The 24,615-nt window shown below is 64.0% G+C and carries 23 protein-coding genes (1 of these 23 only partly in view); 20 read left to right on the top strand and 3 right to left on the bottom strand.

Features of this window, described 5'->3' with window-relative positions:
* Window positions 1-60 precede the first annotated feature (60 nt).
* The 6 genes from GA0004734_RS16395 to GA0004734_RS16370 all read left to right on the top strand — a co-directional run bounded on the left by GA0004734_RS16395 (window position 61) and on the right by GA0004734_RS16370 (window position 4,410).
* Window positions 61-954 (top strand): peptidylprolyl isomerase, encoded by an 894-nt coding sequence (locus GA0004734_RS16395; RefSeq protein ID WP_092935381.1) that lies wholly within the window; start codon window positions 61-63, stop codon window positions 952-954.
* Between the two features lie 213 nt (window positions 955-1,167).
* Window positions 1,168-2,409 (top strand): bifunctional glutamate N-acetyltransferase/amino-acid acetyltransferase ArgJ, encoded by a 1,242-nt coding sequence (gene argJ / locus GA0004734_RS16390; RefSeq protein WP_092935379.1) that lies wholly within the window; start codon window positions 1,168-1,170, stop codon window positions 2,407-2,409.
* 40 nt (window positions 2,410-2,449) lie between these two features.
* Window positions 2,450-3,226 (top strand): GNAT family N-acetyltransferase, encoded by a 777-nt coding sequence (locus tag GA0004734_RS16385; RefSeq protein ID WP_245292447.1) that lies wholly within the window; start codon window positions 2,450-2,452, stop codon window positions 3,224-3,226.
* 2 nt (window positions 3,227-3,228) lie between these two features.
* Window positions 3,229-3,645, top strand: coding sequence for an 8-oxo-dGTP diphosphatase MutT (mutT, locus tag GA0004734_RS16380; protein WP_092935375.1), 417 nt, complete (start codon window positions 3,229-3,231; stop codon window positions 3,643-3,645).
* 247 nt (window positions 3,646-3,892) lie between these two features.
* On the top strand, window positions 3,893-4,213 hold the full coding sequence (locus GA0004734_RS16375; RefSeq protein ID WP_092935373.1) for a hypothetical protein: 321 nt from the start codon (window positions 3,893-3,895) through the stop codon (window positions 4,211-4,213).
* Entirely contained in the window at window positions 4,207-4,410 is a 204-nt protein-coding gene (locus tag GA0004734_RS16370; RefSeq protein ID WP_245292446.1) for a Flp family type IVb pilin, read from the top strand. Before GA0004734_RS16375 ends, GA0004734_RS16370 begins: the two co-directional genes overlap by 7 nt.
* Window positions 4,411-4,446: 36 nt before the next feature.
* Here GA0004734_RS16370 and GA0004734_RS16365 read toward each other — a convergent pair whose 3' ends face one another.
* Window positions 4,447-5,343: a class I SAM-dependent methyltransferase gene (locus GA0004734_RS16365; protein WP_092935371.1), complete on the bottom strand. Its 897-nt coding sequence runs from the start codon at window positions 5,341-5,343 to the stop codon at window positions 4,447-4,449.
* A 103-nt stretch (window positions 5,344-5,446) separates the two neighbouring features.
* On the opposite strand from GA0004734_RS16365, the gene GA0004734_RS16360 reads away from it, so the two are divergent.
* The 4 genes from GA0004734_RS16360 to GA0004734_RS16345 all read left to right on the top strand — a co-directional run bounded on the left by GA0004734_RS16360 (window position 5,447) and on the right by GA0004734_RS16345 (window position 7,973).
* Window positions 5,447-6,313 (top strand): ComF family protein, encoded by an 867-nt coding sequence (locus GA0004734_RS16360; RefSeq protein WP_092935369.1) that lies wholly within the window; start codon window positions 5,447-5,449, stop codon window positions 6,311-6,313.
* A 100-nt stretch (window positions 6,314-6,413) separates the two neighbouring features.
* A complete protein-coding gene (gene grxC / locus GA0004734_RS16355; RefSeq protein WP_092935367.1) occupies window positions 6,414-6,671 on the top strand; it encodes a glutaredoxin 3 in 258 nt (85 codons plus the stop codon).
* A gap of 13 nt (window positions 6,672-6,684) precedes the next feature.
* Window positions 6,685-7,548, top strand: a complete 864-nt coding sequence (locus GA0004734_RS16350; protein WP_092935365.1) for a carbon-nitrogen hydrolase family protein — start codon at window positions 6,685-6,687, stop codon at window positions 7,546-7,548.
* Window positions 7,545-7,973, top strand: coding sequence for a DUF1178 family protein (locus GA0004734_RS16345; RefSeq protein ID WP_092935363.1), 429 nt, complete (start codon window positions 7,545-7,547; stop codon window positions 7,971-7,973). The genes GA0004734_RS16350 and GA0004734_RS16345 overlap by 4 nt, the downstream gene beginning before the upstream one ends.
* A gap of 24 nt (window positions 7,974-7,997) precedes the next feature.
* Here GA0004734_RS16345 and ubiG read toward each other — a convergent pair whose 3' ends face one another.
* Window positions 7,998-8,747 (bottom strand): bifunctional 2-polyprenyl-6-hydroxyphenol methylase/3-demethylubiquinol 3-O-methyltransferase UbiG, encoded by a 750-nt coding sequence (gene ubiG / locus GA0004734_RS16340; RefSeq protein ID WP_092935361.1) that lies wholly within the window; start codon window positions 8,745-8,747, stop codon window positions 7,998-8,000.
* 211 nt (window positions 8,748-8,958) lie between these two features.
* On the opposite strand from ubiG, the gene GA0004734_RS16335 reads away from it, so the two are divergent.
* The 10 genes from GA0004734_RS16335 (at window position 8,959) to GA0004734_RS16280 (ending at window position 23,804) form a co-directional block, all read left to right on the top strand.
* Complete coding sequence (locus GA0004734_RS16335) at window positions 8,959-10,212, top strand: aspartate kinase (protein WP_092935359.1); 1,254 nt, start codon at window positions 8,959-8,961, stop codon at window positions 10,210-10,212.
* Window positions 10,213-10,283: 71 nt separating this feature from the next.
* Window positions 10,284-12,548, top strand: coding sequence for a phosphoenolpyruvate--protein phosphotransferase (gene ptsP / locus GA0004734_RS16330; RefSeq protein ID WP_092935357.1), 2,265 nt, complete (start codon window positions 10,284-10,286; stop codon window positions 12,546-12,548).
* Between the two features lie 298 nt (window positions 12,549-12,846).
* Complete coding sequence (prfA, locus tag GA0004734_RS16325) at window positions 12,847-13,929, top strand: peptide chain release factor 1 (RefSeq protein ID WP_092935355.1); 1,083 nt, start codon at window positions 12,847-12,849, stop codon at window positions 13,927-13,929.
* A 3-nt stretch (window positions 13,930-13,932) separates the two neighbouring features.
* A complete protein-coding gene (gene prmC, locus GA0004734_RS16320; RefSeq protein WP_092935353.1) occupies window positions 13,933-14,832 on the top strand; it encodes a peptide chain release factor N(5)-glutamine methyltransferase in 900 nt (299 codons plus the stop codon).
* A gap of 384 nt (window positions 14,833-15,216) precedes the next feature.
* Entirely contained in the window at window positions 15,217-16,158 is a 942-nt protein-coding gene (locus tag GA0004734_RS16315) for a DUF4167 domain-containing protein (protein ID WP_092935351.1), read from the top strand.
* A gap of 591 nt (window positions 16,159-16,749) precedes the next feature.
* Complete coding sequence (locus tag GA0004734_RS26425; RefSeq protein WP_245292445.1) at window positions 16,750-18,282, top strand: NUDIX hydrolase; 1,533 nt, start codon at window positions 16,750-16,752, stop codon at window positions 18,280-18,282.
* 168 nt (window positions 18,283-18,450) lie between these two features.
* Window positions 18,451-21,057: an ATP-dependent chaperone ClpB gene (gene clpB, locus GA0004734_RS16295; protein ID WP_092935349.1), complete on the top strand. Its 2,607-nt coding sequence runs from the start codon at window positions 18,451-18,453 to the stop codon at window positions 21,055-21,057.
* A 136-nt stretch (window positions 21,058-21,193) separates the two neighbouring features.
* On the top strand, window positions 21,194-21,964 hold the full coding sequence (locus GA0004734_RS16290; RefSeq protein WP_245292444.1) for a formyl transferase: 771 nt from the start codon (window positions 21,194-21,196) through the stop codon (window positions 21,962-21,964).
* Between the two features lie 149 nt (window positions 21,965-22,113).
* Window positions 22,114-22,731, top strand: coding sequence for a methylenetetrahydrofolate reductase C-terminal domain-containing protein (locus tag GA0004734_RS16285; protein WP_092936370.1), 618 nt, complete (start codon window positions 22,114-22,116; stop codon window positions 22,729-22,731).
* On the top strand, window positions 22,728-23,804 hold the full coding sequence (locus GA0004734_RS16280) for a methylenetetrahydrofolate reductase (protein ID WP_092935345.1): 1,077 nt from the start codon (window positions 22,728-22,730) through the stop codon (window positions 23,802-23,804). The genes GA0004734_RS16285 and GA0004734_RS16280 overlap by 4 nt, the downstream gene beginning before the upstream one ends.
* A gap of 171 nt (window positions 23,805-23,975) precedes the next feature.
* On the opposite strand, the gene GA0004734_RS16275 is transcribed toward GA0004734_RS16280, so the two are convergent.
* A protein-coding gene (locus GA0004734_RS16275; RefSeq protein WP_092935343.1) for a M23 family metallopeptidase crosses the window boundary here: on the bottom strand, window positions 23,976-24,615 show its 3' end. 1,328 nt of this gene lie beyond the right edge of the window; only the last 640 of its 1,968 coding nucleotides appear in the window; its start codon lies beyond the right edge, outside the window — the gene reads right to left on this strand; the stop codon is at window positions 23,976-23,978.

Here is a 24,615-nt window from a genome sequence, read left to right as displayed (position 1 = left end):
GAGGTCGGCAAGCCGGGCGCGAAGGGCGGATCCGGTACCCCATCGGGAAAGGTTTACGGAATGTTGAAATCCAGATTGCTCGCTGCCGTGGCGCTTGGCGCCGTGATCGCGATCCATGGGCCGGTGTTCGCCCAGGATGCCGCCGATCCGGTCGTCGCCAAGGTCGGGACCGCCGAGATCCACCAGTCGGAGCTTGACCTGGCGCTCGCGTCCCTCGATCCGCAGCTGGCCCAGCTTCCCGACGAGCAGAAGCGTGCCGCCGCCCTTTCGGGCCTCGTGGACGTGAAGCTGCTGGCAAAGGACGCCGAAGCCGAAGGCGTGCAGAACAGCGAAGACTTCAAGAAGCGTCTCGCCTACCTGACCGATCGCGAACTGCACAATGCCTACTTCAAGAAGCACGTCGTCGATGCCGTCACGGCCGACGAGGTCAAGGCGCGCTACGACAAGGAAATCGGCGCGATCAAGCCGCAGGAAGAGGTGAAAGCCCGCCATATCCTCGTGAAGACCGAGGACGAAGCCAAGGCCGTGATCAAGGAACTCGACGCGGGCAAGGACTTCGCGACGCTTGCCAAGGAAAAGTCCACCGATCCGAACAAGGACGACGGGGGCGATCTCGGCTACTTCACCAAGGAGCGTATGGTGCCGGAATTCTCCGAAGCCGCCTTCGCGCTGGAGAAGGGCGCCTACACGAAGACGCCGGTCAAGTCGCAGTTCGGCTTTCACGTGATCCTGCTCGAGGACAAGCGTCTGCAGCCGCCGCCGCCGCTCGATCAGGTTGAGCCGCAGGTCAAGCAGCTCGTCATGCGCGACAAGTATCTGGCGCTTCTGGCCGATGCCAAGAAGGATGCCGGCGTCGAGATCAGCGATCCCGCGCTCAAGAAGGCCTATGACGAAGCCAACAAGGCCGAGGACGCCGGCGCGACCGAAGGCGACGCCGTCGAAGGCGCCAACTAAGCCGGAGCCGAGGCTTGGGGCGGTCGGGTCCTCTCCGTGAGGATCGTGATCGCTTTGCCGCCTCACGCTTCCTGTGCACCGGTCTGTCACGCTGCTGTGACAACCGTCCATCATGAGTGAAAATCCCGAAGGCGATCCTTCGGGATTTTCGTTTGCCGAACCTGCCCTGTGCCGTCTCCTCATCCCGTCAGCCCTCTCAGCGAAGGTCCTTTCATGCCCGGTTCCGTTTCCCCGCTTGCCCCGAAAACCTTCGCCGAAATGCCGCCTGTGCGCGGCGTTCGCATGGCGACGGCCGAAGCCGGCATCAAGTACAAGAATCGGACCGATGTGCTGATGATGGTGTTCGATGCGCCGGCCTCCGTCGCCGGCGTGTTCACCCGCTCGCTCTGCCCGTCCGCTCCCGTCGATTTCTGCCGGCAGAACCTTTCCGGCGGCGTCGCCCGCGCCGTCGTCGTCAATTCCGGCAATGCCAATGCATTTACCGGCGTCAAGGGCCGCGCCGCGACGGAACTCACCGCGCAGTCTGCGGCCGCGGCCGTGGGCTGCTCGATGGGCGAGGTGTTCCTCGCCTCGACCGGAGTGATCGGCGAGCCGCTGGACGCGACGAAATTCGCCGGCGTTCTCGGCGACATGAAGGACCGGGGTAGCGAAGATTTCTGGTTCGAGGCCGCAAAGGCGATCATGACCACGGACACCTATCCGAAGGTCGCGACCCGCTCGGCGAGCATCGGCGGCGTCACGGTAACGATCAACGGCATCGCCAAGGGTGCCGGCATGATTGCGCCCGACATGGCGACGATGCTGTCCTTCGTCGTTACCGATGCCGATATCGCGCCGCAGGCGCTTCAGGCGCTCCTGTCGGAGGGCGTGGGGCCGTCGTTCAATTCCGTCACCGTCGACAGCGATACCTCGACCTCGGACACGCTGATGCTATTTGCAACGGGGGCCGCCGCTGAAGACGGGCAGGCCCGGATCGAGGATGCCTCCGATGCGGCGCTCGGCGATTTCCGCGCGGCGCTGAATGCCGTGCTGTTCGATCTCGCGCTGCAAGTGGTGCGGGACGGCGAGGGCGCGCGCAAGATGGTGGCTGTCACCGTGGAAGGCGCGGAAAGCGATGCCGCCGCCAAGCGCATCGCGCTGTCGATCGCGAACTCGCCGCTCGTCAAGACGGCTGTGGCCGGTGAGGATGCGAACTGGGGCCGTGTCGTCATGGCCGTTGGCAAGGCCGGCGAGAAGGCCGACCGCGACCTGCTCGCCATCTGGTTCGGCGGCATCCGCGTTGCCGTCAACGGCGAGCGCGACCCGGCCTATTCCGAGGCCGCCGCTTCCGCCGTCATGAAGGAACAGGACATCGCCATCAAGGTCGAGATCGGGCTCGGCTCGGGAACCGCGACGGTCCATACCTGCGACCTGACCAAGGAATATATCGAGATCAATGGCGACTACCGGAGCTGATCGCGAGATCGGTTCCCGACATTGCCGACCGGATATGCCCATGCTGGATGAGACGACACGATTGAGGCTGCCACTGGTGCGGCGGCTCGAGGCCATCGGCTTTCGGGCCTGGCCTGCCGCAACTGCGCAGTATGACGGCAGCTGGCTGGTGCGGATGACGCCCGGACACGGTTCGCGCCGCCTGAACTCGATCAACCCGCTCGACCCGCATGACGGCAGCGACATGGCGGGCCGGTTGGAGCGGGCGGCGCGGCAGTTTCGCGATGCCGGCCTCGTGCCGACCGTGCGCCAGACGCCTCTGACGCCGCCTGGCCTCGTCGCCCATCTCGATGGGGAAGGCTGGACGCGCTTTTCCGAAACCATCGTCATGACGGCGGATATTCCGCCGAATTCGGCGAGCGACGAGTTGGGCCATGTGCCGCTGCGCGACGTCGCCCGCTTCGTGGAGGCGCGGATGGCGATTGCCGGCGACCCGCCGGAGAGCAAGACGGCGCTGACCTCCGTGATCGAGGCGATCCGGGCGGAATGCGGGCTCTTCCTGTTCGAGGATGTGGGTCAAGGGCCGACGGCCGTTTCCCTGGCGGTGCAGGATTACGATCTTGCAGGGCTGCTGCTGGTCGCCGTCCGGCCCGACCGGCGCGGCGAGGGCATCGGCCGCGATATCGTCGGCGCCAGCCTGCGCTGGGCGCGGCTGAAGGGCGCGCGCAAAGCGTGGCTTGCCGTCGAGGCCGAAAACGCGCCGGCGCTGGCGCTCTATCGCGGGCTCGGCTTCACCGAGGCCTATCGTTATCTCTATCGAACGCCACGGGGAGAATGACCATGGATACCGCCCAGCCTCGCCGGCTGCTGCTCGTCGCCGCCTGCGCCCTCATCGACGGCGATGGCCGCATTCTGCTCGCGCAGCGGCCGGAGGGCAAATCCATGGCGGGTCTGTGGGAGTTTCCCGGCGGCAAGGTCGAGACGGGCGAGACGCCCGAGGAGACGCTGATCCGTGAGCTTGAGGAAGAACTGGGCATTCGCACCAAAGTCGCCTGCCTCGCGCCGCTGACCTTCGCCAGCCATGCCTATGAGGACTTCCATTTGCTGATGCCGCTCTATGTCTGCCGCCGCTATGAGGGCGTGCCACAGGGGCGGGAGGGGCAGGCGCTGAAATGGGTGCGGGCGAAGGCGCTGCGCGACTATCCGATGCCGCCGGCCGATGAACCGATCATTCCCTATCTCATCGATCTTCTGTAGCGGCCTGCCGTTTGCGCGTAAGACCGCCTTATCCAAAAAACCTTTCCAACTTCTCCCTAAATGCGGGGAAGGAAAGGCATTTTCGGGCCGGTCCTCTCTGTGCGTTAATGGAACGTTTATCTCCAACCGGCACAATGGCCAGCACGTGATGCCGAGTCGCGCCGCCCTTCGGGAGGATGGGACCGGCGCGCGGCGATCGAGGACGGAACCGAGCATTCCGCCGCGTCGGAAAGGCAAGAGGCAGGCCATGGTGGACGATGATTTCTGGAGAACGGTTCAGGACAAAGACCTGACGAAGGGTGAGTACCGGCGCACCGGCGTGCTCAATCTCGCACTGCTGTTCGGGACAGCCGTCATCGCGCTGACGCTGATCCTCACCCCGATGATGGCCAGCAAGAATACCACCAAGGTTCTCGCGAACGCGCCGATCGACTACGATACCATCTCGACCGGCTCCATTCCCGATGACAAGGCGACCAAGCGCTATACTGTGCGCCGCAGCGTCCTGCAGGAAATGCCGGGCGCCGTCTGCATCGTCAATGGCGATGGCGGCAAGAGCGGATGCTGATGAAAGCCGGTCTGGAGAGGACGTCCGTAGCCACCATGTTCCAGCGATTTCTCTCCGACCGCAGCGGCGCAACCGCCATTGAATACGGCCTGATCGCCGGCATCATCACCATTGCCATCGTCGCCGGTTTCGGTGCGCTGACGCAGCAGCTTACGAATGTCTTCAACGCGGCCAAGGACGCTCTGACGACGCCGTGACGCGGCCACGCTACGGCACGGCCCATGCCGCCTGCCTCAGCTGTCGCCCTTGATCCCGTCAACGCCGGATTTTTCCACTTTCAACGCATCCGCCAGGCGCATCTTCGCCGAGCCCGGCGCAAGCGGCTTCTGCTGGCTCTCGTGCGGCGCCCAGCCGGAGAGATAGATGACCGAAAACGTTGCGCGAATGCGGCCGTCGGGATCTGCGAAACGCTCGGCATACAGCTCCGCGGCGCGCAGGAAGACCGCACGCGACAGAGGCTTGCGGCTGCGGGCAACCAGCGTGTTGGTCATGCCCATGGCACGCAGATCCCTCATCAGCGCAAACAGCGAGGCATAGCGGACCGTATAGGTTTCCGTATCCGTGACGGGGAGCGCGAAGCCCGCGCGCTGCAACAGGGCGCCGATGTCGCGCACGTCCGCAAAGGGAATGACGCGCGGGCTGGCACCGCCGGTGCTTTCGCTTTCGGCAGCCAGCAATACCTCCCGCAGTTCCTGCAATGTGCCGTTGCCGGGGATGGCCGCGAGGAACAGGCCGTCCGGCGCCAGCGCCCGCCGCACCTGTATGAACACGCCGGGTGTGTCGTTCGTCAGGTGCAGGGAGAGCGGGGAGACCACGAGGTTCGCGCTGGCGGGCGGAACCGGCACCGTTTCCAGGGGCGCAACGATGAGGTCGGCCGATCCGCCAAAGGCATGGTCCGTCTCGACACGCTTCAGCGTCCCGATCTTGCCGGTGGCCATCAGGGTGCGCGCCGTCACGCCGGTATAGCCATGAAGCTCGACGGCCGTTTCGAACCGGCGCTCCACGACCGCAAGCCTCTCGGCGAGATCCTCTGCCACGATGTCGAGCAGGAATTGCGCCTTTTCATCCCCGGCCTTCAGCGCCCGCAGGCGCCGGGCTTCCACAAGAGGCTGGTCAAATACGATATCCACGGTAGTCTCCTAAGTCTCGGCCACTATCATCGCCGGCGCACGGCTGCGCAAGGGCGAGCATTCCTCTTCTAACGGTCGAGAGGGCGGAAGGACGCATTGGTCTATGGATGGCGCGTGGCAACCCGTTGAGACGACGAACCGGGCGGTTCCAAGCCCGGGGGCGCCCGTCGGCATCGCTTTCGATGCAGGCTATCCGCTGCCGGGCAAGGACAAGCCCTTTCGGGAGCGTCTGGTTGCGCGCCTCCTCTCAGTGGGACGGGGTGCGGCCGATCTTCTCTATCCGCCCGTCTGTCGCGGCTGCGGCCGGTTCGTGCAGCGGCAAGCTGCCGTGTGCCCGGCGTGCTGGGCAAGCCTTCGCCTGATCGAGCGTCCGTTCTGCGAGGTGCTCGGCGTACCCTTCTCGCACGATCTCGGACGCGGCATTCTTTCGGCGGATGCCATCGCCAACCCGCCGCCGTTCACGCGCCTGCGGTCGGTCGCGATCCATACGGGTATCGCACGAGATCTCGTACATGCGCTGAAATATACCGACCGGACGGACCTTGCGCCGATGATGGCGGCGTGGATGCTGCGGGCAGGCGAAGGGGTTGTCGAGGCGGCGGACGCGATCGTTCCGGTGCCGCTCCACAAGTACCGCCTCTGGTCGCGTCGGTTCAACCAGTCGGCGGAGCTGGCGCGGGCGCTTGCGCACCTCTCCGGCCGGCCGATGCTGGCGACAGCGCTGGTTCGGCGCCGGCGCACGGTGCGGCAGGTGGGGCTGGGCGCGACGCAGCGGCAGGACAATGTGCGCGGCGCCTTCGCGGTGACCGAGGCCGGCCAGTCGCTCGTTTTCGGCCGGCATATCGTGCTTGTCGACGACGTCTATACCACGGGCGCGACGGTCGCCGCGGCGACACGGGCGCTGACGCGAGCCGGGGCAAGCGAGGTGACGGTTTTGACCTTTGCAAGAGCCGTGACCGTGCTTATATGACCTGACGACGACAGGCGGCGGGGCCATGACGGTTTCCTGCTGGACGTGTCGGATATCGCAGCGCACCGGCGCTCTGCCGGTCCGAAAACAGGTGTCGCAGATGGCTTCCGTCGTACTTTATACCCGTCAGGCCTGTGGCTATTGTGCCGCCGCCAAGAAGCTTCTTTCCAGCAAGGGCGTCTCGTTCGAGGAACATGACGCGACCTATTCGCCCGATCTTCGCCAGGAGATGATCGCGAAATCGAACGGTGGATCGACGTTCCCGCAGATCTTCATCAACGGAACCCATGTCGGTGGCTGCGACGATCTGCATGCGCTCGACAAGGCCGGCAAGCTCGACCCCATGCTGGCGGCCTGAGGATATCGGCGCCATGACCTTCCGCGTCGCCGCCGTCCAGATGTGCTCCGGCACAGCGCCCGGGAAAAACGCCGCTGCCATGGCGGACCTCGTTCGCGATGCCGCAGCGAGCGGCGCTACCTATGTGCAGACGCCGGAAATGACCGGGGCGCTGCAACGCGACCGTGCGGCGCTGCGGGCTTCTCTGCGGGGCGAAGACGACGACGTGATCGTGCGCACGGCGCGCGATCTGGCCGCCGAGCTTGGCATCCACCTGCATATCGGCTCGACCGCTATCGGTCTCGATGACGGGAAGATCGCCAATCGCGGCTTTCTGTTCGGGCCGGATGGCGCGAAAATCTGCCATTACGACAAGATCCACATGTTCGACGTCGATCTCGACAATGGCGAAAGCTGGCGCGAAAGCTCCGCCTATACGCCGGGCGAGACGGCGCAGGTTGCCGATCTGCCGTTCGGTCAGCTGGGTTTTTCGATCTGCTACGATGTGCGATTCCCGGAGCTTTTCCGCCGGCAGGCGGTGGCCGGGGCGCAGATCATGACCGTTCCCGCAGCCTTCACACGCCAGACCGGCGAGGCGCACTGGGAAATCCTGCTGCGGGCGCGTGCCATCGAAAACGGCTTTTTCCTCATCGCTGCGGCGCAGGGCGGCGTGCATGAGGATGGGCGCGAGACGTTCGGGCATTCGATGATCGTCGATCCCTGGGGCCGCATCCTTGCCGAAGCCGGCCCGAGCGGCGAAGCCGTGATCACGGCGGATATCGATATATCCGCGGTTGCCGCCGCGCGCGGCAAGATCCCGAACCTGAAGAACGCCCGTGACTTTTCGGTCGCGCCCGTGGGTGCCTCTGCTCCGGTGAGTGGGGGCTTCGCCGCGTGATCCGGTATGCGCTGACCTGCGACAAGGGCCACGGCTTCGAGGGCTGGTTCGGGTCGAGCGCCGACTTCGAGGCGCAGTCCGAAAGCGGGCTGGTGACCTGTCCTGTCTGCGGCACCGCCTCGGTCAGCCGCGCGCTGATGGCGCCGGCGCTCTCGACCGGGCGGCGCAAGGAGAAGCAGCGCGGCCTGATGATGGACCAGGCGCAGCAGGCGGCGATCTCCAAGATCCGCGAAATGGTGTCCAACATACGCGCCAATGCGGAGGATGTCGGCGAGAAGTTTCCGGAAGAAGCCCGCAAGATCCACTATGGCGAAGCCGACGCTCGCGGATTGATCGGGCGCGCTACGGTGGAAGAGGCACGGGCGCTGATCGAAGAAGGCATAGACGTCGCGCCGCTGCCCATCCTTCCCGACGAGGTAAACTGACGAGCGCGTCGTCTTTCCGCGTGATCAGTCGCGCGGGCGCTTGGCGATCATCATGTAATTGACGTCCATGTCGCGTGACAGGTTCCACTGGTTCGTGAAAGGGCTGAAGAAGACGCCGGTGCGCTCCGTGATCGTGAGGCCCGATGCCGAGAGCGGCTTCTCGATCTCTTCCGGACGGACCAGCTTTTCATATTGATGCGTGCCGCGCGGCAGCCAGCGCAGGACGTTTTCGGCGGCGAAGATGGCGAGCGCTGCGGCCTTCATCGTACGGTTGATCGTGGCGATCACCATCATTCCGCCCGGGCGGACCATCGAGGCGCATGTGGAGAGGAAGAAATCGACGTCGGAGACATGCTCCACGACTTCCATGTTGAGTACGATATCAAAGGTCTCGCCGGCTTCGGCCAGCGCTTCGGCGGTGACCGCGCGGTAATCGACGGTGACGCCGCTGCCGGCCGCGTGCGTCTCGGCGATGCGGATGTTCTTCTCGGAGGCGTCGGCACCGACCACATTCGCGCCCATGCGCGCCATCGGCTCGGAGAGGAGGCCGCCACCGCAGCCGATATCGAGGAGGCGAAGGCCTTCCAGCGGACGCGGTGCCTTCGGGTCGCGGCCGAAGGTTTCGGCAGCGCGATCGCGGATATAGCCGAGCCGGACCGGATTGAACTTGTGCAGCGGCTTGAACTTGCCATGCGGGTTCCACCATTCCGCCGCCAGCGCCGAGAAGCGATCGACTTCGGACTGGTCGATGGTCGTGCGGGCCGCGTCGGTCATGATGTCGTCTCCGGAAAACTCAAGCGTTATTGGTGAAGTCGTCCGGCACCCGGCTCTTGTCAAGGGCTGCGACACGTCCTCGCTCTCGGTCGCTCGGGCATCCCAGCCACATCCCTCGCTGGCCATTGCGCGTTTCCGGCAACTTCGCTAAGGAAGCCGCCAACTTCGGCAGGCGCGCGGCGCGCGCAATCTCTGGTACCGGTAGAGGCAGATGGCACGCATCGTGATGAAATTCGGCGGAACCTCCGTCGCGGACATGGAACGCATCCGGGTCGTCGCCCGTCATGTGAAACGCGAGGTGGATGCCGGACACGAGGTGGCCGTCGTCGTTTCCGCCATGTCGGGGAAGACCAACGAGCTCGTCGGCTGGACGCGCGACGCCTCGCCCATGCACGATGCCCGCGAGTATGACGCCGTCGTCGCCTCGGGCGAGCAGGTGACCTCGGGGCTGCTGGCGATCGCGCTCCAGCACATCGGCATCAACGCCCGCTCCTGGCAGGGCTGGCAGATCCCGATCCGCACCGACAACGCCCATGGTGCCGCGCGAATCATGGATATCGACGGCTCCGACCTCATTCGCCGCTTCGGCGAGGGGCAGGTCGCCGTCATCGCCGGCTTTCAGGGCATCGGCCCCGATAACCGGATCGCGACGCTCGGCCGCGGCGGCTCGGATACGAGCGCGGTCGCCATCGCGGCTGCGGTGAAGGCCGATCGTTGCGACATCTACACCGACGTGGACGGCGTCTACACGACAGACCCGCGCATCGTGCCGAAGGCGCGCCGCCTGAAGAAGATCGCTTTCGAGGAAATGCTCGAAATGGCGTCGCTCGGCGCCAAGGTCCTCCAGGTCCGCTCGGTCGAGCTTGCCATGGTGCACAAGGTCCGCACCTTCGTGCGCTCCAGTTTCGAAGACCCGGACGCGCCCGGCATGGGCGATCTTTTGAACCCGCCGGGAACGCTGATTTGTGATGAGGAAGAGATCGTGGAACAGGAAGTCGTAACCGGCATCGCCTATGCCAAGGATGAGGCGCAAATTTCGCTGCGGCGTCTGGCCGATCGCCCGGGTGTCTCCGCCGCGATCTTCGGCCCTCTCGCCGAAGCCCACATCAATGTCGATATGATCGTTCAGAATATTTCGGAGGACGGATCGAAGACCGACATGACCTTTACGGTGCCGGCCGGCGATGTGGACAAGGCGCTGCGCGTGCTCGACGCGGAGAAGGACAAGATCGGGTTCGACGTCATCCAGAACGAATCGGGTCTCGCCAAGGTGTCGGTCATCGGCATCGGCATGCGCAGTCATGCGGGCGTTGCTGCGTCCGCTTTCCGCGCGCTGGCCGAAAAGGGCATCAACATCAAGGCGATCACCACCTCGGAAATCAAGATTTCCATCCTGATCGACGGTGCGTACGCCGAATTGGCCGTTCGGACTTTGCATTCCGTCTACGGGCTGGATAAGACTTAAGCGAAGCGGCCGACGTGCTGCCGGCCCGGGGTGCCTGCACCCCCACTCTTTGATCGGGGAGACGTTGCGCGATGAGAGACCTGTCCGGTCCACGCGTTCTTCTCAAGCGGCTGCGCGAACTCATGGCGGAGCCGCTCGAGCCGCAGGAGCGGCTTGACCGGATCGTGCGCCAGATCGCGCAGAACATGGTCGCGGAAGTCTGCTCGGTCTATGTGCTGCGCTCCGACGGCGTGCTCGAACTCTACGCCACAGAGGGCCTGAACAAGGATGCCGTGCATCTGGCCCAGCTTCAGATGGGGCAGGGCCTCGTCGGTACGATTGCCGCCAGCGCGCGTCCGCTCAATCTCTCCGACGCACAGTCGCACCCCGCCTTCACCTACCTGCCGGAAACAGGCGAGGAGGTCTATCACTCCTTCCTCGGCGTGCCGATCCTGCGCACCGGGCGGTCGCTTGGCGTTCTCGTGGTGCAGAACAAGGCGAGCCGTACCTATCGCGACGACGAGGTGGAAGCGCTCGAGACCACCGCCATGGTGCTGGCCGAAATGGTGGCGACCGGCGAACTCAAGAAGATTACCCGGCCGGGCCTCGAACTCGACCTGTCGCGTCCGGTCACTATCGAGGGCTCCGGGTTCAACGAGGGCGTGGGCCTCGGCTATGTCGTGCTCCACGAACCGCGTATCGTCGTTACCAATCTGCTGAACGACGATACGGACAAGGAGCTTTCTCGGCTCGGCGAAAGCCTGGGCTCGTTGCGCATCTCCATCGACGACATGCTTTCGCGTCGCGACGTCTCCATGGAGGGCGAGCACCGGGCGGTGCTTGAGGCCTACCGCATGTTTGCGCATGACCGGGGCTGGGTGCGCAAGCTCGAAGAGGCCATTCGCAACGGCCTGACGGCGGAAGCGGCCGTCGAGCGTGTGCAGAGCGAGACCAAGGCGCGCATGATGCGCCTGACGGATCCGTATCTGCGCGAACGCATGCACGATTTCGACGATCTGGCGAACCGTTTGCTGCGGCAGCTGACAGGCTATGGCGCGCGGGTCTCGGACAAGGATTTCCCGGTCGATGCCGTGGTCGTCGCGCGGGCGATGGGGGCGGCCGAACTGCTCGACTATCCCCGCGAGAATATTCGCGGTCTCGTCCTTGAGGACGGTGCGGTGACGAGCCATGTGGTCATCGTCGCCCGTGCCATGGGCATTCCGGTCGTCGGCCAGGCGGCGGGCGCCGTCGCGCTGGCCGAAAACGGCGATGCGATGATCATCGACGGCGACGATGCCAAGGTGCATCTGCGCCCGATGGCCGACCTTCAGCGGGCCTATGAAGAGAAGGTTCGCCTGCGCGCGCGGCGTCAGGAGCAGTTTCGTGCGCTGCGCGGTGTCGAGCCGATCACCAGGGACGGCAGCCGCATCAGGTTGCAGATGAATGCCGGCCTGATGGTGGATCTGCCGCAGCTGGATGAATCGGGTGCGGAGGGCATCGGCCTGTTCCGCACCGAACTTCAGTTCATGATCGCCTCGACCATGCCGCGCATGGAGGAGCAGGAGGCCTTCTACCGCAACGTTCTGAAACAGGCAGCCGGCAAGCCGGTGACTTTCCGCACGCTCGATATCGGCGGCGACAAGGTCGTGCCCTATTTCCGGGCTGCGGAAGAGGAAAATCCGGCGCTCGGCTGGCGGGCGATCCGCCTGTCGCTCGACCGGCCCGGCCTCTTGCGCACGCAGCTGCGCGCGATGCTGCGGGCGTCTGCCGGTCAGGAACTGCGCATCATGCTGCCGATGGTGACGGAGGTTTTCGAGCTGAAGGCGGTGCGCGAGCTGCTGCAAAAGGAAATCCAGCGCCAGTCGAAGGTGGGCGAGCAACTGCCGCGCAAGTTGCAGTTCGGCGCGATGCTGGAAGTTCCAGCCCTTCTCTATCAGCTGGACGAGCTGATGAGCGAGGTCGATTTCGTTTCGGTCGGCTCCAACGACCTGTTCCAGTTCGCCATGGCGGTGGATCGCGGCAATTCGCGCGTTTCGGATCGCTTCGACGTGTTGAGCCGGCCCTTCCTGCGCATGCTGCGCGATATCGTGCGCGCCGGCGAGCGCAACACCACGTCCGTCACGCTCTGTGGCGAGATGGCGTCGAAGCCGCTCTCGGCCTTAGCGCTGCTCGCGATCGGTTTCCGCTCCCTGTCGATGTCCCCGACGGCCGTCGGGCCGGTCAAGGCGATGCTGCTGGCGACGGACCTGGCAAGGCTTTCGCCGGAGCTGAACGCCTTGCTGGACGATACGAAGGGAACGCGCACGCCGCGGGAACTGTTGAAGGCGTTTGCGGCGGAGAATGAGATTCCATTGTAGGGCCGGGGCTTTGGGGTGGCTAAGGAAGGCCCTCTCTGCCCTGCCGGGCATCTCCCCCACAAGGGGGGGGAAGACTAGTGACACGCGCTCGTGTTCCCGCCTGTTCACTGGAAGCGGACCTCAAGTATGAACGGCTGAAGCTGGGCGAGGGGCAGCCCCAAGTCTTTTCCCCCCCCCCTTGTGGGGGAGATGCCCGTCAGGGCAGAGAGGGTCTTTCTTGTTTTGCTAGGTCGCCGCCAACGAGGCTTCCGGCGTTCTGGCATTCGATCATTTGCCGCGTAGCGGCCTGGAGTAAGCATTGGCCACATTACCTGTCGAGAAAATGCGGGAGCTGGAGCGGCGGTTCGGGGAGATCGAGGCGCGTATGTCGGCCGGACCGGCGGCTGATGTCTATGTGAAGCTGGCATCCGAATATTCCGAGCTCCAGCCTGTTGTTGCCAAGATCCGCGAGTATGAGAAGGCCGGCGCTGAGCTTGCCGATATCGAAGCGCTGCTGTCCGATAAGGCGACCGACCGTGAGATGCGCGACCTCGCTGAAATGGAGAAGCCGGAGATCGAGGCGCGGCTGGAAACGCTCGCCAGCGAGATGCAGATCCTGCTTCTGCCGAGGGATGCCGCCGACGAGAAGAGTGCGATCCTCGAAATCCGCGCAGGAACCGGCGGCTCGGAGGCCGCACTTTTCGCCGGCGATCTCTTCCGCATGTATGAGCGCTATGCCGCCGACAAGGGCTGGAAGGTCGAGGTGCTCAGCGCCAGCGACGGCGATGCCGGCGGGTTCAAGGAAATCATCGCAACGGTGACCGGGCGCGGTGTTTTCTCCAAGCTGAAGTTCGAATCGGGCGTGCATCGCGTCCAGCGCGTGCCGGATACGGAAACGCAGGGGCGCATCCACACCTCCGCCGCCACCGTCGCCGTGCTGCCGGAGGCGGAGGATATCGACATCGAGATTCGCGCCGAGGACATTCGCATCGATACGATGCGCTCGTCGGGTGCGGGCGGCCAGCACGTCAACACGACGGATAGTGCGGTGCGCATCACGCATATGCCGTCCGGCATCGTGGTCACGAGTTCGGAAAAATCGCAGCACCAGAACAAGGCGAAAGCCATGCAGGTCCTGCGCTCGCGCCTTTATGACATGGAGCGGCAGAAGGCGGACAGCGAGCGTTCTGCCTCCCGCAAGAGCCAGGTCGGTTCCGGCGACCGGTCCGAACGCATTCGGACCTATAATTTTCCGCAAGGGCGGGTGACCGATCATCGTATCAACCTGACGCTCTACAAAATCGACCGGATGATGATGGGCGAGATCGACGAGGTGGTGGATGCGCTGCTGGCAGACTATCAGGCCGACCAGCTCGCCCGTCTCGGCGAACAGCAGGGCTGACCGGTGACCGACACGATCGACAGCCTGCTCGCCGAGATGCGGACGGCGCTGCGGCAGGCCGATTTCGACGATCCGGCGCAGGAAGCGCGCATTCTGGTCGGCGGTTTGCTCGGCCTGACGCCGACAGGGCTGATGAGCCGGGGCGGGGACGTCGTGGCGGCGGACAAGGTGGCTTTGATCCGGGCCGGGATCGGGCGGCGGTTGGCCCGCGAACCGCTGCACCGCATTCTCGGCACGCGGGATTTCTACGGGCTGACCTTGTCGCTCTCGCCGGAAACGCTGGAGCCGCGGCCGGATACGGAAACGCTTGTCGAGGCCATGCTGCCGCATGTGCGGGCCACGGTTGCGCGGGTCGGGCAGTGTCGAATCCTCGACCTCGGCACAGGCACGGGGGCGATCTGCCTTGTACTTCTGAGCGAGGTTGCCGAGGCCACGGGTGTCGGTGTCGATCTTTCCGAGGATGCCCTTTCGACCGCCGCCGCCAATGCGCAGGTTCACGGTCTCTCCGATCGTTTCCGGACCGTGCGGAGCGACTGGTTCGAGACGATCGACGGGCGTTATCATCTCATCGTCTCGAACCCGCCTTACATCCGTTCGGATATCATCGACGGGCTGGACCCCGAGGTCCGGCTTTTCGATCCTATGCTGGCGCTCGACGGGGGCGCGGACGGGCTGGATGCTTACCGTATGATCGCCGTGCACGCGGCCGCCTTCCTCGAAGATGAGGGCATGGTCGGGCTGGAAATCGGCTTCGACCAGAAGGACAGCGTGACGCAGATCTTTGACGTAGAAGGTTTCGAGAGAACGGCTTTCCTGCGCGATCTCGGTGGAAACGACCGGGTGCTTGTCTTTCGCCGTGCCAATGCTGGCAAGCCATACGCTGCAGGCCTTCCAGCCTGTTGAAAACAGGCCGTTTACTGCCTTGGTAATGCGATGTTCTTTTCGCAGACGCAAAGAAAAGGCTTGGAATTGGCCGGGAAGACGGATAGGTTGCCGCCACGCACTGAGCAGACGGTCAAGGATGTCAGGATTCGTTCCGGTCGGACCTCTCCGCAGGGAATGCTCTTCTGACACAAGAGCTTGGGTCGACAGTGCCTGGTGCGGGTACCTGTTAATTTGACGCCAACCAGCGAGATGCCTTTTCAGGCTGCTGGGTCGCGGCGTGCCTTCTCGTTCCGACTCCCCTTATGTCGGGAGCTGCGAGGAGGTGTTTACCACGATGGCCGGAGCCATGAGGCCGGACGCCATATGAACCATCATGATCAAGAGATTTCGGGTGACGATAGGATGAGGCCAGGACAGCAGAACAAGCGCGGCCGTGGGCGTAACAACAATAATAACAACAATAACAATGGCGGCGGCGGCGGCGGTAATAACAATCATAACCGGAAGGGGCAGAACCCGCTCACCCGGACATATGACAGCTCCGGCCCTGACGTGAAGATCCGCGGCACCGCGCAGCATATCGCCGAGAAGTACACGACGCTCGCGCGCGATGCGCAGAGCTCCGGCGACCGGGTCATCGCCGAAAACTATCTTCAGCATGCCGAGCACTACAACCGCATCATCGCAGCCGCACAGGCGCAGATGCAGGAACGTTTCCAGCGTGACGATCGCCCGTCTTATGAAGGCAACGACATGGACGGTAACGACCGTGACGGCATGATGGACGACGATCAGGATCAGGGCTACGACGATCAGCCGGTCATGCAGCAGCCGACACCCCGCCGCGAGCAGCCACGCCAGCAGCAGCCACAGCCGCAGCAGCGGACGGAGCGCAACGAACGGCCAGACCGTCAGGACCGCGCCGAGCGCAATGAGCGTCCGGTTCAGGCGGATCGCCCCGAGCGAACGGAACGTGCGGACCGCAGCGAGCAGACGGAACGGCCCGAGCGGACGGAGCAGCGTGCTGAACGGCCCGAACGCGCTGAACGTCCGGAGCGTCCCGAACGTGCACCGCGTGCCGAGCGTCAGCCCCGGGCCGAGCGCCCTGTCGCTGTCGAGCATCCCGTTGCCGCAACGCCGGAAACTGTCATCGACGGCACCGGTCCGCAGCCGGACATTGAAGGCACGCCCGCCGAAGTCGCCATCGAAGAGGAGGCCGCAGGCCGCGCGCCACGCCGTCGGGCTGCCCCGCGCGCCCGCCGCCCGCGTCGCACCGAAGGTACCGCGGAAGAGGGTGCCGCCGGCGAACAACCGGAAGCGCCGGCTTTGGCTGACTCCGAATAATCGGTCGCAAGACCAACAGGCATGGAAAGGGCGGCGGCAACGGCGCCCTTTTTCGTGGGCGGTTCTACTTCCGCAAATAGCTCTTTTTGCCGCTGTCGGAGAGGCAGAACCGGCCGCCGCGTGGGCCGGTGCAGAATGTGCCGCTGCGACAGTCGCATGTCATCGTGCCTGTTGCCGGTGCTGGGTGGGATGATGCCCGTGGAGCCCGAGCGGTCGATGGGTGGCCGAGCAGGATCCCTTGCTGGCGCTGATCGAGCCGTCGCGGCAGATGAAGCGCTCTCCCTGACAGTGATCGACGCCGCTTTTCCTGCCACTGCACGGGGTGTTTCCGGCCGCGAATGCTTGGCCCGCGACGAGGCTGAAGAGCACAAGGGCCAAGAGCATAGTCCGAAACGAGGCCGGCAGGTGCGCGAGTGGCATAGATAGGGGTTCCGGGATCGTCGGATTGCCTTGGGTCAGGCTCTCTTCGACCTTGGGTCTTCCGAAACGTTTGTCAATTCTTACAGATGGGATGCATGCTGTGTGAAACGTCGTCACGGCGACGCGAATGGGGATATGGTCACGCATCATCGTAAGGGGAGGGGGCCAGCCATGGCTGGGAATGACGAGACCTGGAAGATCCTGCATTCGCGGTCTCTGCTCCGCGATCGGCATATCGATGTCCGTGCGGATGCCTGTGAGACTCCGTTCGGGTTGCGCGTCGATCCTTATTATGTGCTGACCTATCCCGACTGGGTGGCCGTCGTCGCGATCACACCGGACGGGCAGATGGTGCTGGTCCGCCAGTATCGGCATGCTGCGGGAAAGGTTTTGCTGGAAGCGCCGGCCGGCAGCATGGAAGCGAGCGATGTCGATCCAGAGGCGGCGGCGAGGCGGGAGCTTCTGGAGGAAACCGGCTATCGCTGCGAGCGGATGGAATGGCTGAGTTCGCTCTATCCCAATCCTTCGATGCAGACGAACCGCGTGCATGCGTTTCTTGCGCGCGACGTCGTCCGCGTGGGCGAGCAACAGCTCGATCCGGAAGAAAATGGGTTGACGGTCGAGCTTCTGCCGATCGAAACAGTGCTTGCTGGTTTGGGCACCGGACTGATTGGTCAGTCGATGCATGTCGCTGCGATCCTTCAGGCGATGACCGTGTTGCCTGTGTTGAAGCCGGCGATGAAACATGAGGCGGCTTCTCGCTCCGGCGGATCGCCTATGCCGCCGCTTTTCCAGGTTGCAAGGCTCGGGGACCGGGAGACCATGCCGGGCGGCGATGGGATGAGGGTTTTTGGTGTGGATTTCACCTCCGCTCCCTCGCGGCAAAAGCCGATCACCTGCGTCGAATGCCGGCTGGATGGCGGGACGTTGCGGTTCGCAGAGATGCATCGCTGGACGAATTTCGACGGCTTCACTGGCTTTCTCGCCGCGTCGGGTCCCTGGATTGCCGGGCTCGACTTTCCCTTCGGGCAGTCTCGCCGATTCATCGAGACGGTCGGCTGGCCTTTGTCGTGGGAAGCTTATGTCGGTCACGTCGCCAGCCTGTCGCGTGCGCAGTTCTACGCGGCGCTCACGCAGTACCGTTTGCCTCGCGCGCCCGGCGACAAAGAGCACCAGCGGTTCATCGATAAAAGCACAGGCGGGATCAGCCCGCAGAAGCTCCATGGGGTGCCGGTCGGTTTGATGTTTTATGAGGGTGCGCGCCGGCTGCTCGAATCCGATGTGCATCTGCCGCTTCTTCGGGCGGGCGACCCGAGCCGTGTCGTGGTGGAGGCCTATCCCGGCGTCATGGCGCGGCGGCTGATCGGGCGGCGATCCTACAAGAACGATACGCGCAGTCTGCAGACGGCGGAGCATCTGTTGGCCCGCCTCGATCTGTTCGATATCCTTTGCGATGCCAAGTCGGACCGATCCTTGTCCGGCCTGCGGATCGAGGCACCGCGCTCGCTTGCCGAAGATCCGAGCGGGGACGCGCTGGATGCGCTCCTTTGTGCGGTTCAGGCGGGCTGGGCTTATGGGCAGAGAGAGGCCGGTTTCGGCATTCCGCCGCATGCCGATCCGCTGGAAGGCTGGATCGTCGATCCGGTCCTTTTGCAAGCGTCCGATCAAGATGGAACAATCTCGCCGCAAATCGAAATGACGTGAATTCTGCTCTTTAATTCGGCAAAAACGCCTCCCATATCTCAGGTCGAAGCGGGAGGGCGAGGCGATCCGCAGCGTCCTCACCGCGAACCCGGGCTTGCCGATTTCGGGAGCCCGATCCCAACCGCCGGGGCGTGCCGCATGGGCGTTCCGGTTCCAAGGAGGTAGACGATGGATATCGAGAAATATTCCGAACGCGTGCGCGGTTTCCTGCAATCGGCGCAGACCTATGCGCTGTCAGTGGGCCATCCCCAGTTCACACCCGAGCATGTGCTGAAAGTGCTGCTCGATGACGACCAGGGCATGGCGGCGTCGCTGATCGAGCGTGCGGGCGGTCGTGCAAAGGACGCCAGGCTTGCCAATGATGCAGCACTGGCCAAGCTGCCGAAGGTTTCCGGCGGGAATGGCGGCATCGCTTTATCGCAGCCACTGGCCAAGGTCTTCACGACCGCCGAAGAAGCCTCCAAGAAGGCGGGCGACAGTTTCGTGACCGTCGAGCGCCTGTTGCTGGCACTGGCGGTGGAAACGTCCGCTTCGACCGCGCAGACGCTTTCGAAGACGGGCGTGACCGCAGCACGGCTGAACCAGGCGATCAACGAGATCCGCAAGGGCCGCACCGCCGACAGCGCCAATGCCGAGGCCGGTTTCGATGCGCTGAAGAAATATGCGCGCGACCTGACGGCCGATGCGCGTGATGGCAAGCTCGACCCGGTGATTGGCCGTGACGATGAAATCCGCCGCACGATCCAGGTGCTTTCGCGCCGCACGAAGAACAATCCGGTGCTGATCGGCGAACCCGGCGTCGGCAAGACAGCGATCGCCGAAGGTCTTGCCTTGCGCATCGTCAATGGCGATGTGCCGGAAAGCCTGAAGGACAAGCGGCTGATGGCGCTCGACATGGGCGCGCTCATCGCCGGTGCGAAGTTCCGGGGTGAGTTCGAGGAGCGGCTGAAGGCCATCTTGTCGGAAGTGCAGGCAGATGCCGGCGAAATCATCCTGTTCATCGACGAGATGCACACGCTGGTGGGTGCCGGCAAGGCCGATGGCGCGATGGACGCCTCCAACCTTCTGAAGCCGGCTTTGGCACGCGGCGAGCTGCACTGCGTCGGTGCGACAACGCTCGATGAGTACCGCAAGCATGTTGAGAAGGATGCGGCGCTCGCCCGCCGGTTCCAGCCGGTCATGGTCAACGAGCCGGATGTCGAGGACACGATCTCGATCCTGCGTGGCCTGAAGGAAAAGTACGAGCAGCATCACAAGGTGCGGATTTCCGACGCGGCCCTCGTCGCGGCGGCAACCCTGTCGAACCGCTACATCACCGACCGCTTCCTGCCCGACAAGGCCATCGACCTGATGGACGAGGCCGCATCGCGCCTGCGGATGCAAGTGGATAGCAAGCCGGAGGAACTGGACGAACTCGACCGCCGCATCATGCAGCTGAAGATCGAGCGCGAGGCCCTCAAGAAGGAAAACGACCGCGCTTCCAAGGACCGGCTGGAGAAGCTGGAACTGGATCTGACCGGGCTCGAAGAGCAGGCCGACGCGCTGACCGCGCGCTGGCAGTCGGAAAAGTCGAAGCTTGGGCTTGCCGCCGATCTCAAGCGCCAACTGGACGAAGCACGCAACGAACTGGCCATCGCCCAGCGCAAGGGCGAGTTTCAGCGGGCGGGCGAGCTTGCTTATGGCGAGATCCCGAAGCTCGAAAAGGAGCTGGAGGAGTCCGAAGCGCAGGATGGTTCGGCTGCATCCATGGTGCAGGAAGTGGTGACGCCCGATAATATCGCGCACATCGTTTCCCGCTGGACCGGCATTCCGGTGGACAAGATGCTGGAAGGCGAGCGTGACAAGCTGCTTCGGATGGAAGACGAACTGGCAAAATGGGTCGTGGGGCAGGGTGATGCGGTGCAGGCCGTTTCCCGCGCCGTCCGGCGCTCGCGTGCCGGGCTTCAGGATCCGAACCGGCCGATCGGCTCGTTCATCTTCCTCGGTCCGACCGGCGTCGGCAAGACGGAACTGACCAAGGCGCTCGCACGCTTCCTCTTCGATGACGATACCGCGCTCGTGCGCATGGATATGTCGGAATATATGGAGAAACACTCCGTTGCCCGGCTGATCGGCGCACCTCCGGGTTATGTCGGTTATGAGGAAGGCGGTTCGCTGACGGAGGCCGTGCGCCGCAAGCCCTATCAGGTCGTGCTGTTCGACGAGATCGAGAAAGCCCATCCCGATGTCTTCAACGTGCTGCTGCAGGTTCTGGATGACGGCCGGCTGACCGACGGGCAGGGCCGGACGGTGGACTTCCGCAACACGATGATCATCATGACGTCGAATCTCGGTGCGGAATACCTGACGGGACTTGCCGAAGGCGAGGATACCGACAGCGTGCGCGAGCAGGTGATGGGCGTGGTGCGCTCGGCCTTCCGGCCGGAGTTCCTCAACCGCGTCGATGAGATCATCCTGTTCCATCGCCTGAAGCGCGGCGAAATGGGGGCGATCGTCGATATTCAGCTCGAACGGCTGAAGACGCTGCTGGCCGATCGCAAGATCACGCTGGAACTCGACGGCGACGCCCGGCATTGGCTGGCGGAACGCGGTTACGATCCGGTCTATGGCGCACGCCCGCTGAAGCGGACGATCCAGCGCTATGTGCAGGATCCGCTCGCCGAAAAGATCCTGTCCGGCGACATTCCGGATGGCTCCGTGATCAAGGTGCTGGAAGGGTCCGACCGGCTGAATTTCAAGTTGCTCGGCACAAGCGAAGACCGCGTTGCGGCTTGATCGACTTGCCTGATCCTCAATATCTGGCCTTCCCGGGAAACCGGGGAGGCCTTTTGCGTGCAATGCCTTTAATCAACCGGTAAGCCGGATCGGTGACAAATGTGCCGAGGCGAGCAGAGGCGTGGATATGGTGGAGATGAAGCGAGCGGGTGTCGTGGTCGTGGTCACGGCAGGCGGGCGCAATCCGCAGATCCTGATCAATGCGCTTGCCCGTCGCTTTTCCGAGGTTGTCGTTCTCCTGGAGCCGGGGGAATCGAAGTCCGTCTTCGTCAGGCGACGCGCGCGCAAGCTCGGATGGCCGGTGGCTCTCGGTCAGCTCGCAACCATGATCGCCTCCAAATTTGGCAAGCGTTTTACCGAAGGCCGTGCGCGGGAGCTTCTGGAGACTTATGGCGTCTCGGATGTGCCGAATGCCGACGTCAGAACGGTGCCGATACCATCGATCAACACGCCGGAGGCGCTGCAGTCGCTGACCAAGCTTTCGCCGGATGTCGTCTTCCTCGTCTCGTGCCGCATGCTGTCTGCCACAACGTTGTCGGCGATATCCTGTCCGGTCATCAATTTCCATGCGGGCATCAATCCCCGATATCGCGGCCTGATGGGCGGATACTGGGCGCGGGTGAACCGGGACGAGGAGAATTTCGGTGCGACGGTACATCTGGTCGATACGGGCGTCGATACGGGCGATATTCTCTATCAGACGCGCATGACGCCCGGCAAAGGCGATACGATGCACACCTATCCGCTGCTGCAGACGGCCGCTTCGACCGGAATCGCCATCCGAGCGGTCGAGGATGCGCTGGCGGGGACGCTTCGGCCGATGACCGTCGCGGGTCCATCGCGGCAATGGTATCACCCGCCCGTCTGGACATGGATCCGGAATGGGTTGTCGCGTGGCATCTGGTAGGACGTATCGGGGCACGTCGCTTTCACTGTCGCGGCGTGTCGTGCAAGGATGCGCGGCGGGTCGAAAAGACGCGCAAGCATTTGCCGGATGACGGCTATGACGACGACCACGACAATGGGCACGACGGGACCGATACAAGGCGGATACATATGACGAAACCTTCGCCCTCCGATCTCGCTCCTGCGCCCAAGCCTGACAAGGGCAATGCGCAGGCCGGCCGTAAGGCTGCGATCGGCGCCTATACGCCCGCCAAAGTCTCGCCCAACCGGCGTGGCCAGCGCAGCTTTGCGATCCGTCTCTGGTCGGTGCGCCATTCCCGGTTGCTGGAATGGGTCTATCACCGCTTCGCGTCGGTGTTTCTGGCACTGCACCCGCTCTGGCGGGCGATCGGCTATGCGAGAGCCGAGGCGCCGGTGACCGTGGTCGAGCGCGGGGTGAAGGGGCTGCTCTTCGACTGTCGCATGTGCGGCCAATGCATCCTGTCGTCCACCGGCATGTCCTGCCCGATGAACTGCCCGAAGCAATTGCGCAACGGACCCTGCGGCGGCGTGCGCGCCAATGGAAACTGCGAAGTGGAACCCGATATGCCCTGCGTCTGGGTCAAAGCCTGGGAAGGTTCGCGGCAGATGGAGAACGGCGATGCGATCCTTGCCGTACAGCCGCCAGTGAACCAGTCGTTGCGCAAAACCTCGTCTTGGCTGCGGGTGACGGCAGCCGAGGCGCAGGCGCGGGATAACCGTGCTGCAACGTCTGGACGCCCGACATGAGGGGTTTCCCAAACGCTTCTGGCGATCTCCTGCCCGGCCATTCCTCGCGCGGGCGGCTGGAGCAGGTGCTTCGGCGCGGCGAGTTCGCCGTGACGGCCGAGCTGAACCCGCCCGACAGTGCCGATCCGGAAGAGGTCTATGCCCGGGCCGCCGTATTCGAGGGCTGGGTAGACGGCATCAACGCGGTCGATGCGTCGGGCGCCAATTGCCATATGTCCTCGGTCGGCATCTGTGCGCTTCTGACCCGCATGGGTTACGCGCCGATCATGCAGATCTCCTGCCGCGACCGGAACCGGATCGCCATTCAGGGCGATGTGCTGGGTGCCGCCGCCATGGGCGTGGCGAATATTCTGTGCCTCACCGGTGACGGTGTGCAGGCCGGCGACCAGCCGGGGGCAAAGCCCGTCTTCGATCTCGACTGCATGTCGCTCTTGGAAACGGTGCGGATCATGCGGGATCACGCCAAGTTTCTCTCCGGGCGCAAGCTGACCGCACCGCCGCGCGTCTTTCTCGGCGCCGCCATCAATCCATTCGCGCCGCCATATGATTTCCGTCCGTACCGGCTTGCCAAGAAGATCGAGGCGGGCGCGCAGTTCGTGCAGAGCCAGTATTGTTTCGATGTGCCGATGTTTCGTGCCTACATGGAAAAAGTGCGCGATCTCGGCCTGCACGAGCACTGCCATATCCTCGTCGGCGTCGGCCCCATGGCATCCGCCCGCACCGCGCGCTGGATACGCTCCAACGTGCCGGGCGTCCACATTCCCGATGCGATCATCGCCCGGCTGGAAGGTGCTGCCGACCAGAAGAAGGAAGGCAAGCAGATCTGCATCGACATCATCAACGAGGTGAAGGAGATCGCGGGCGTCTCCGGCATTCACGTGATGGCCTATCGGCAGGAAGAATATGTGGCCGAGATTGTTCATGAATCCGGCGTCCTGAAAGGCCGCAGACCGTGGCGGCGCGAGCAGGACCCGGCGGACGCCGGCGTTGCCGAGCGTCTGGATGCCGCGCGCGAGGGGGACATTCAGGATCAGGAGAGCCTTGCAGAAACGGCGGCAAAGCGGCCGCACTGATTCCGTTTCTGCAGGAGCGGCAGGCGCGCCATCATCGCTACCACGCTGTTATACGGTTTCCGGCTGATCGCTTCGCGAACCGGAAACAAGAACCATCGAAAATCTCTGGCCGGAAGGCCTGATTTTCAATGGACGGAATACGGCTTCCGGTCTGATCAACCGGAAGCCGTATTACTGCGTGGCGGCGACTTCGCTGCCATTGTCCTTGGCCAGCAGTTCGTCGATGCGCTGCCGCTCTTCCTCGAACTGGGCGAGCGCCGGGCCGTCCAGCGATTTGCCGCCGGGGAGGCGGATGCGCAGCGGATCGACGCGGTTGCCGTTGACGATCAGCTCGTAATGCAGATGCGGACCGGTCGACAGGCCCGTCGTTCCGATCCAGCCGATGACCTGACCCTGCGCCACCCGTGCGCCGGGCTTGACGTTCTTGGCGATCGCGCTCTGGTGGTTATAGGACGAGACGTAACCGTTCGCATGACGGATGAGCGTCTGGTTGCCATACCCGCCGCTATCCCAGCCCGCCTTTTCCACGACGCCATTGCCCGCCGCGATGATCGGCGTGCCGCGCGGTGCGGCCCAGTCCACGCCGGTATGCATGCGCGAGAAGCCGAGGATCGGATGACGCCGCATGCCGAAGCCCGAGCGGAACGTGCCGTTGGGAACCGGGTTGCGCAGCAGGAACTGACGAATGCTCTTGCCCATCTCGTTATAGTAATCGACGGAATTGTCGTCGGGGTCCTGGAAACGATAGAACCGGGTCTGTGCGTCGCCGAACTTCGCATTGACGTAAAGCAGTTCCGACGTATCCGTCGCG

The organism is Rhizobium sp. 9140, assembly GCF_900067135.1.
In the GTDB taxonomy this organism is placed as follows: domain Bacteria; phylum Pseudomonadota; class Alphaproteobacteria; order Rhizobiales; family Rhizobiaceae; genus Ferranicluibacter.
The sequence above is the reverse complement of the archived record's forward strand: the minus strand, read 5'-3'. Positions and strand labels throughout refer to the sequence as shown.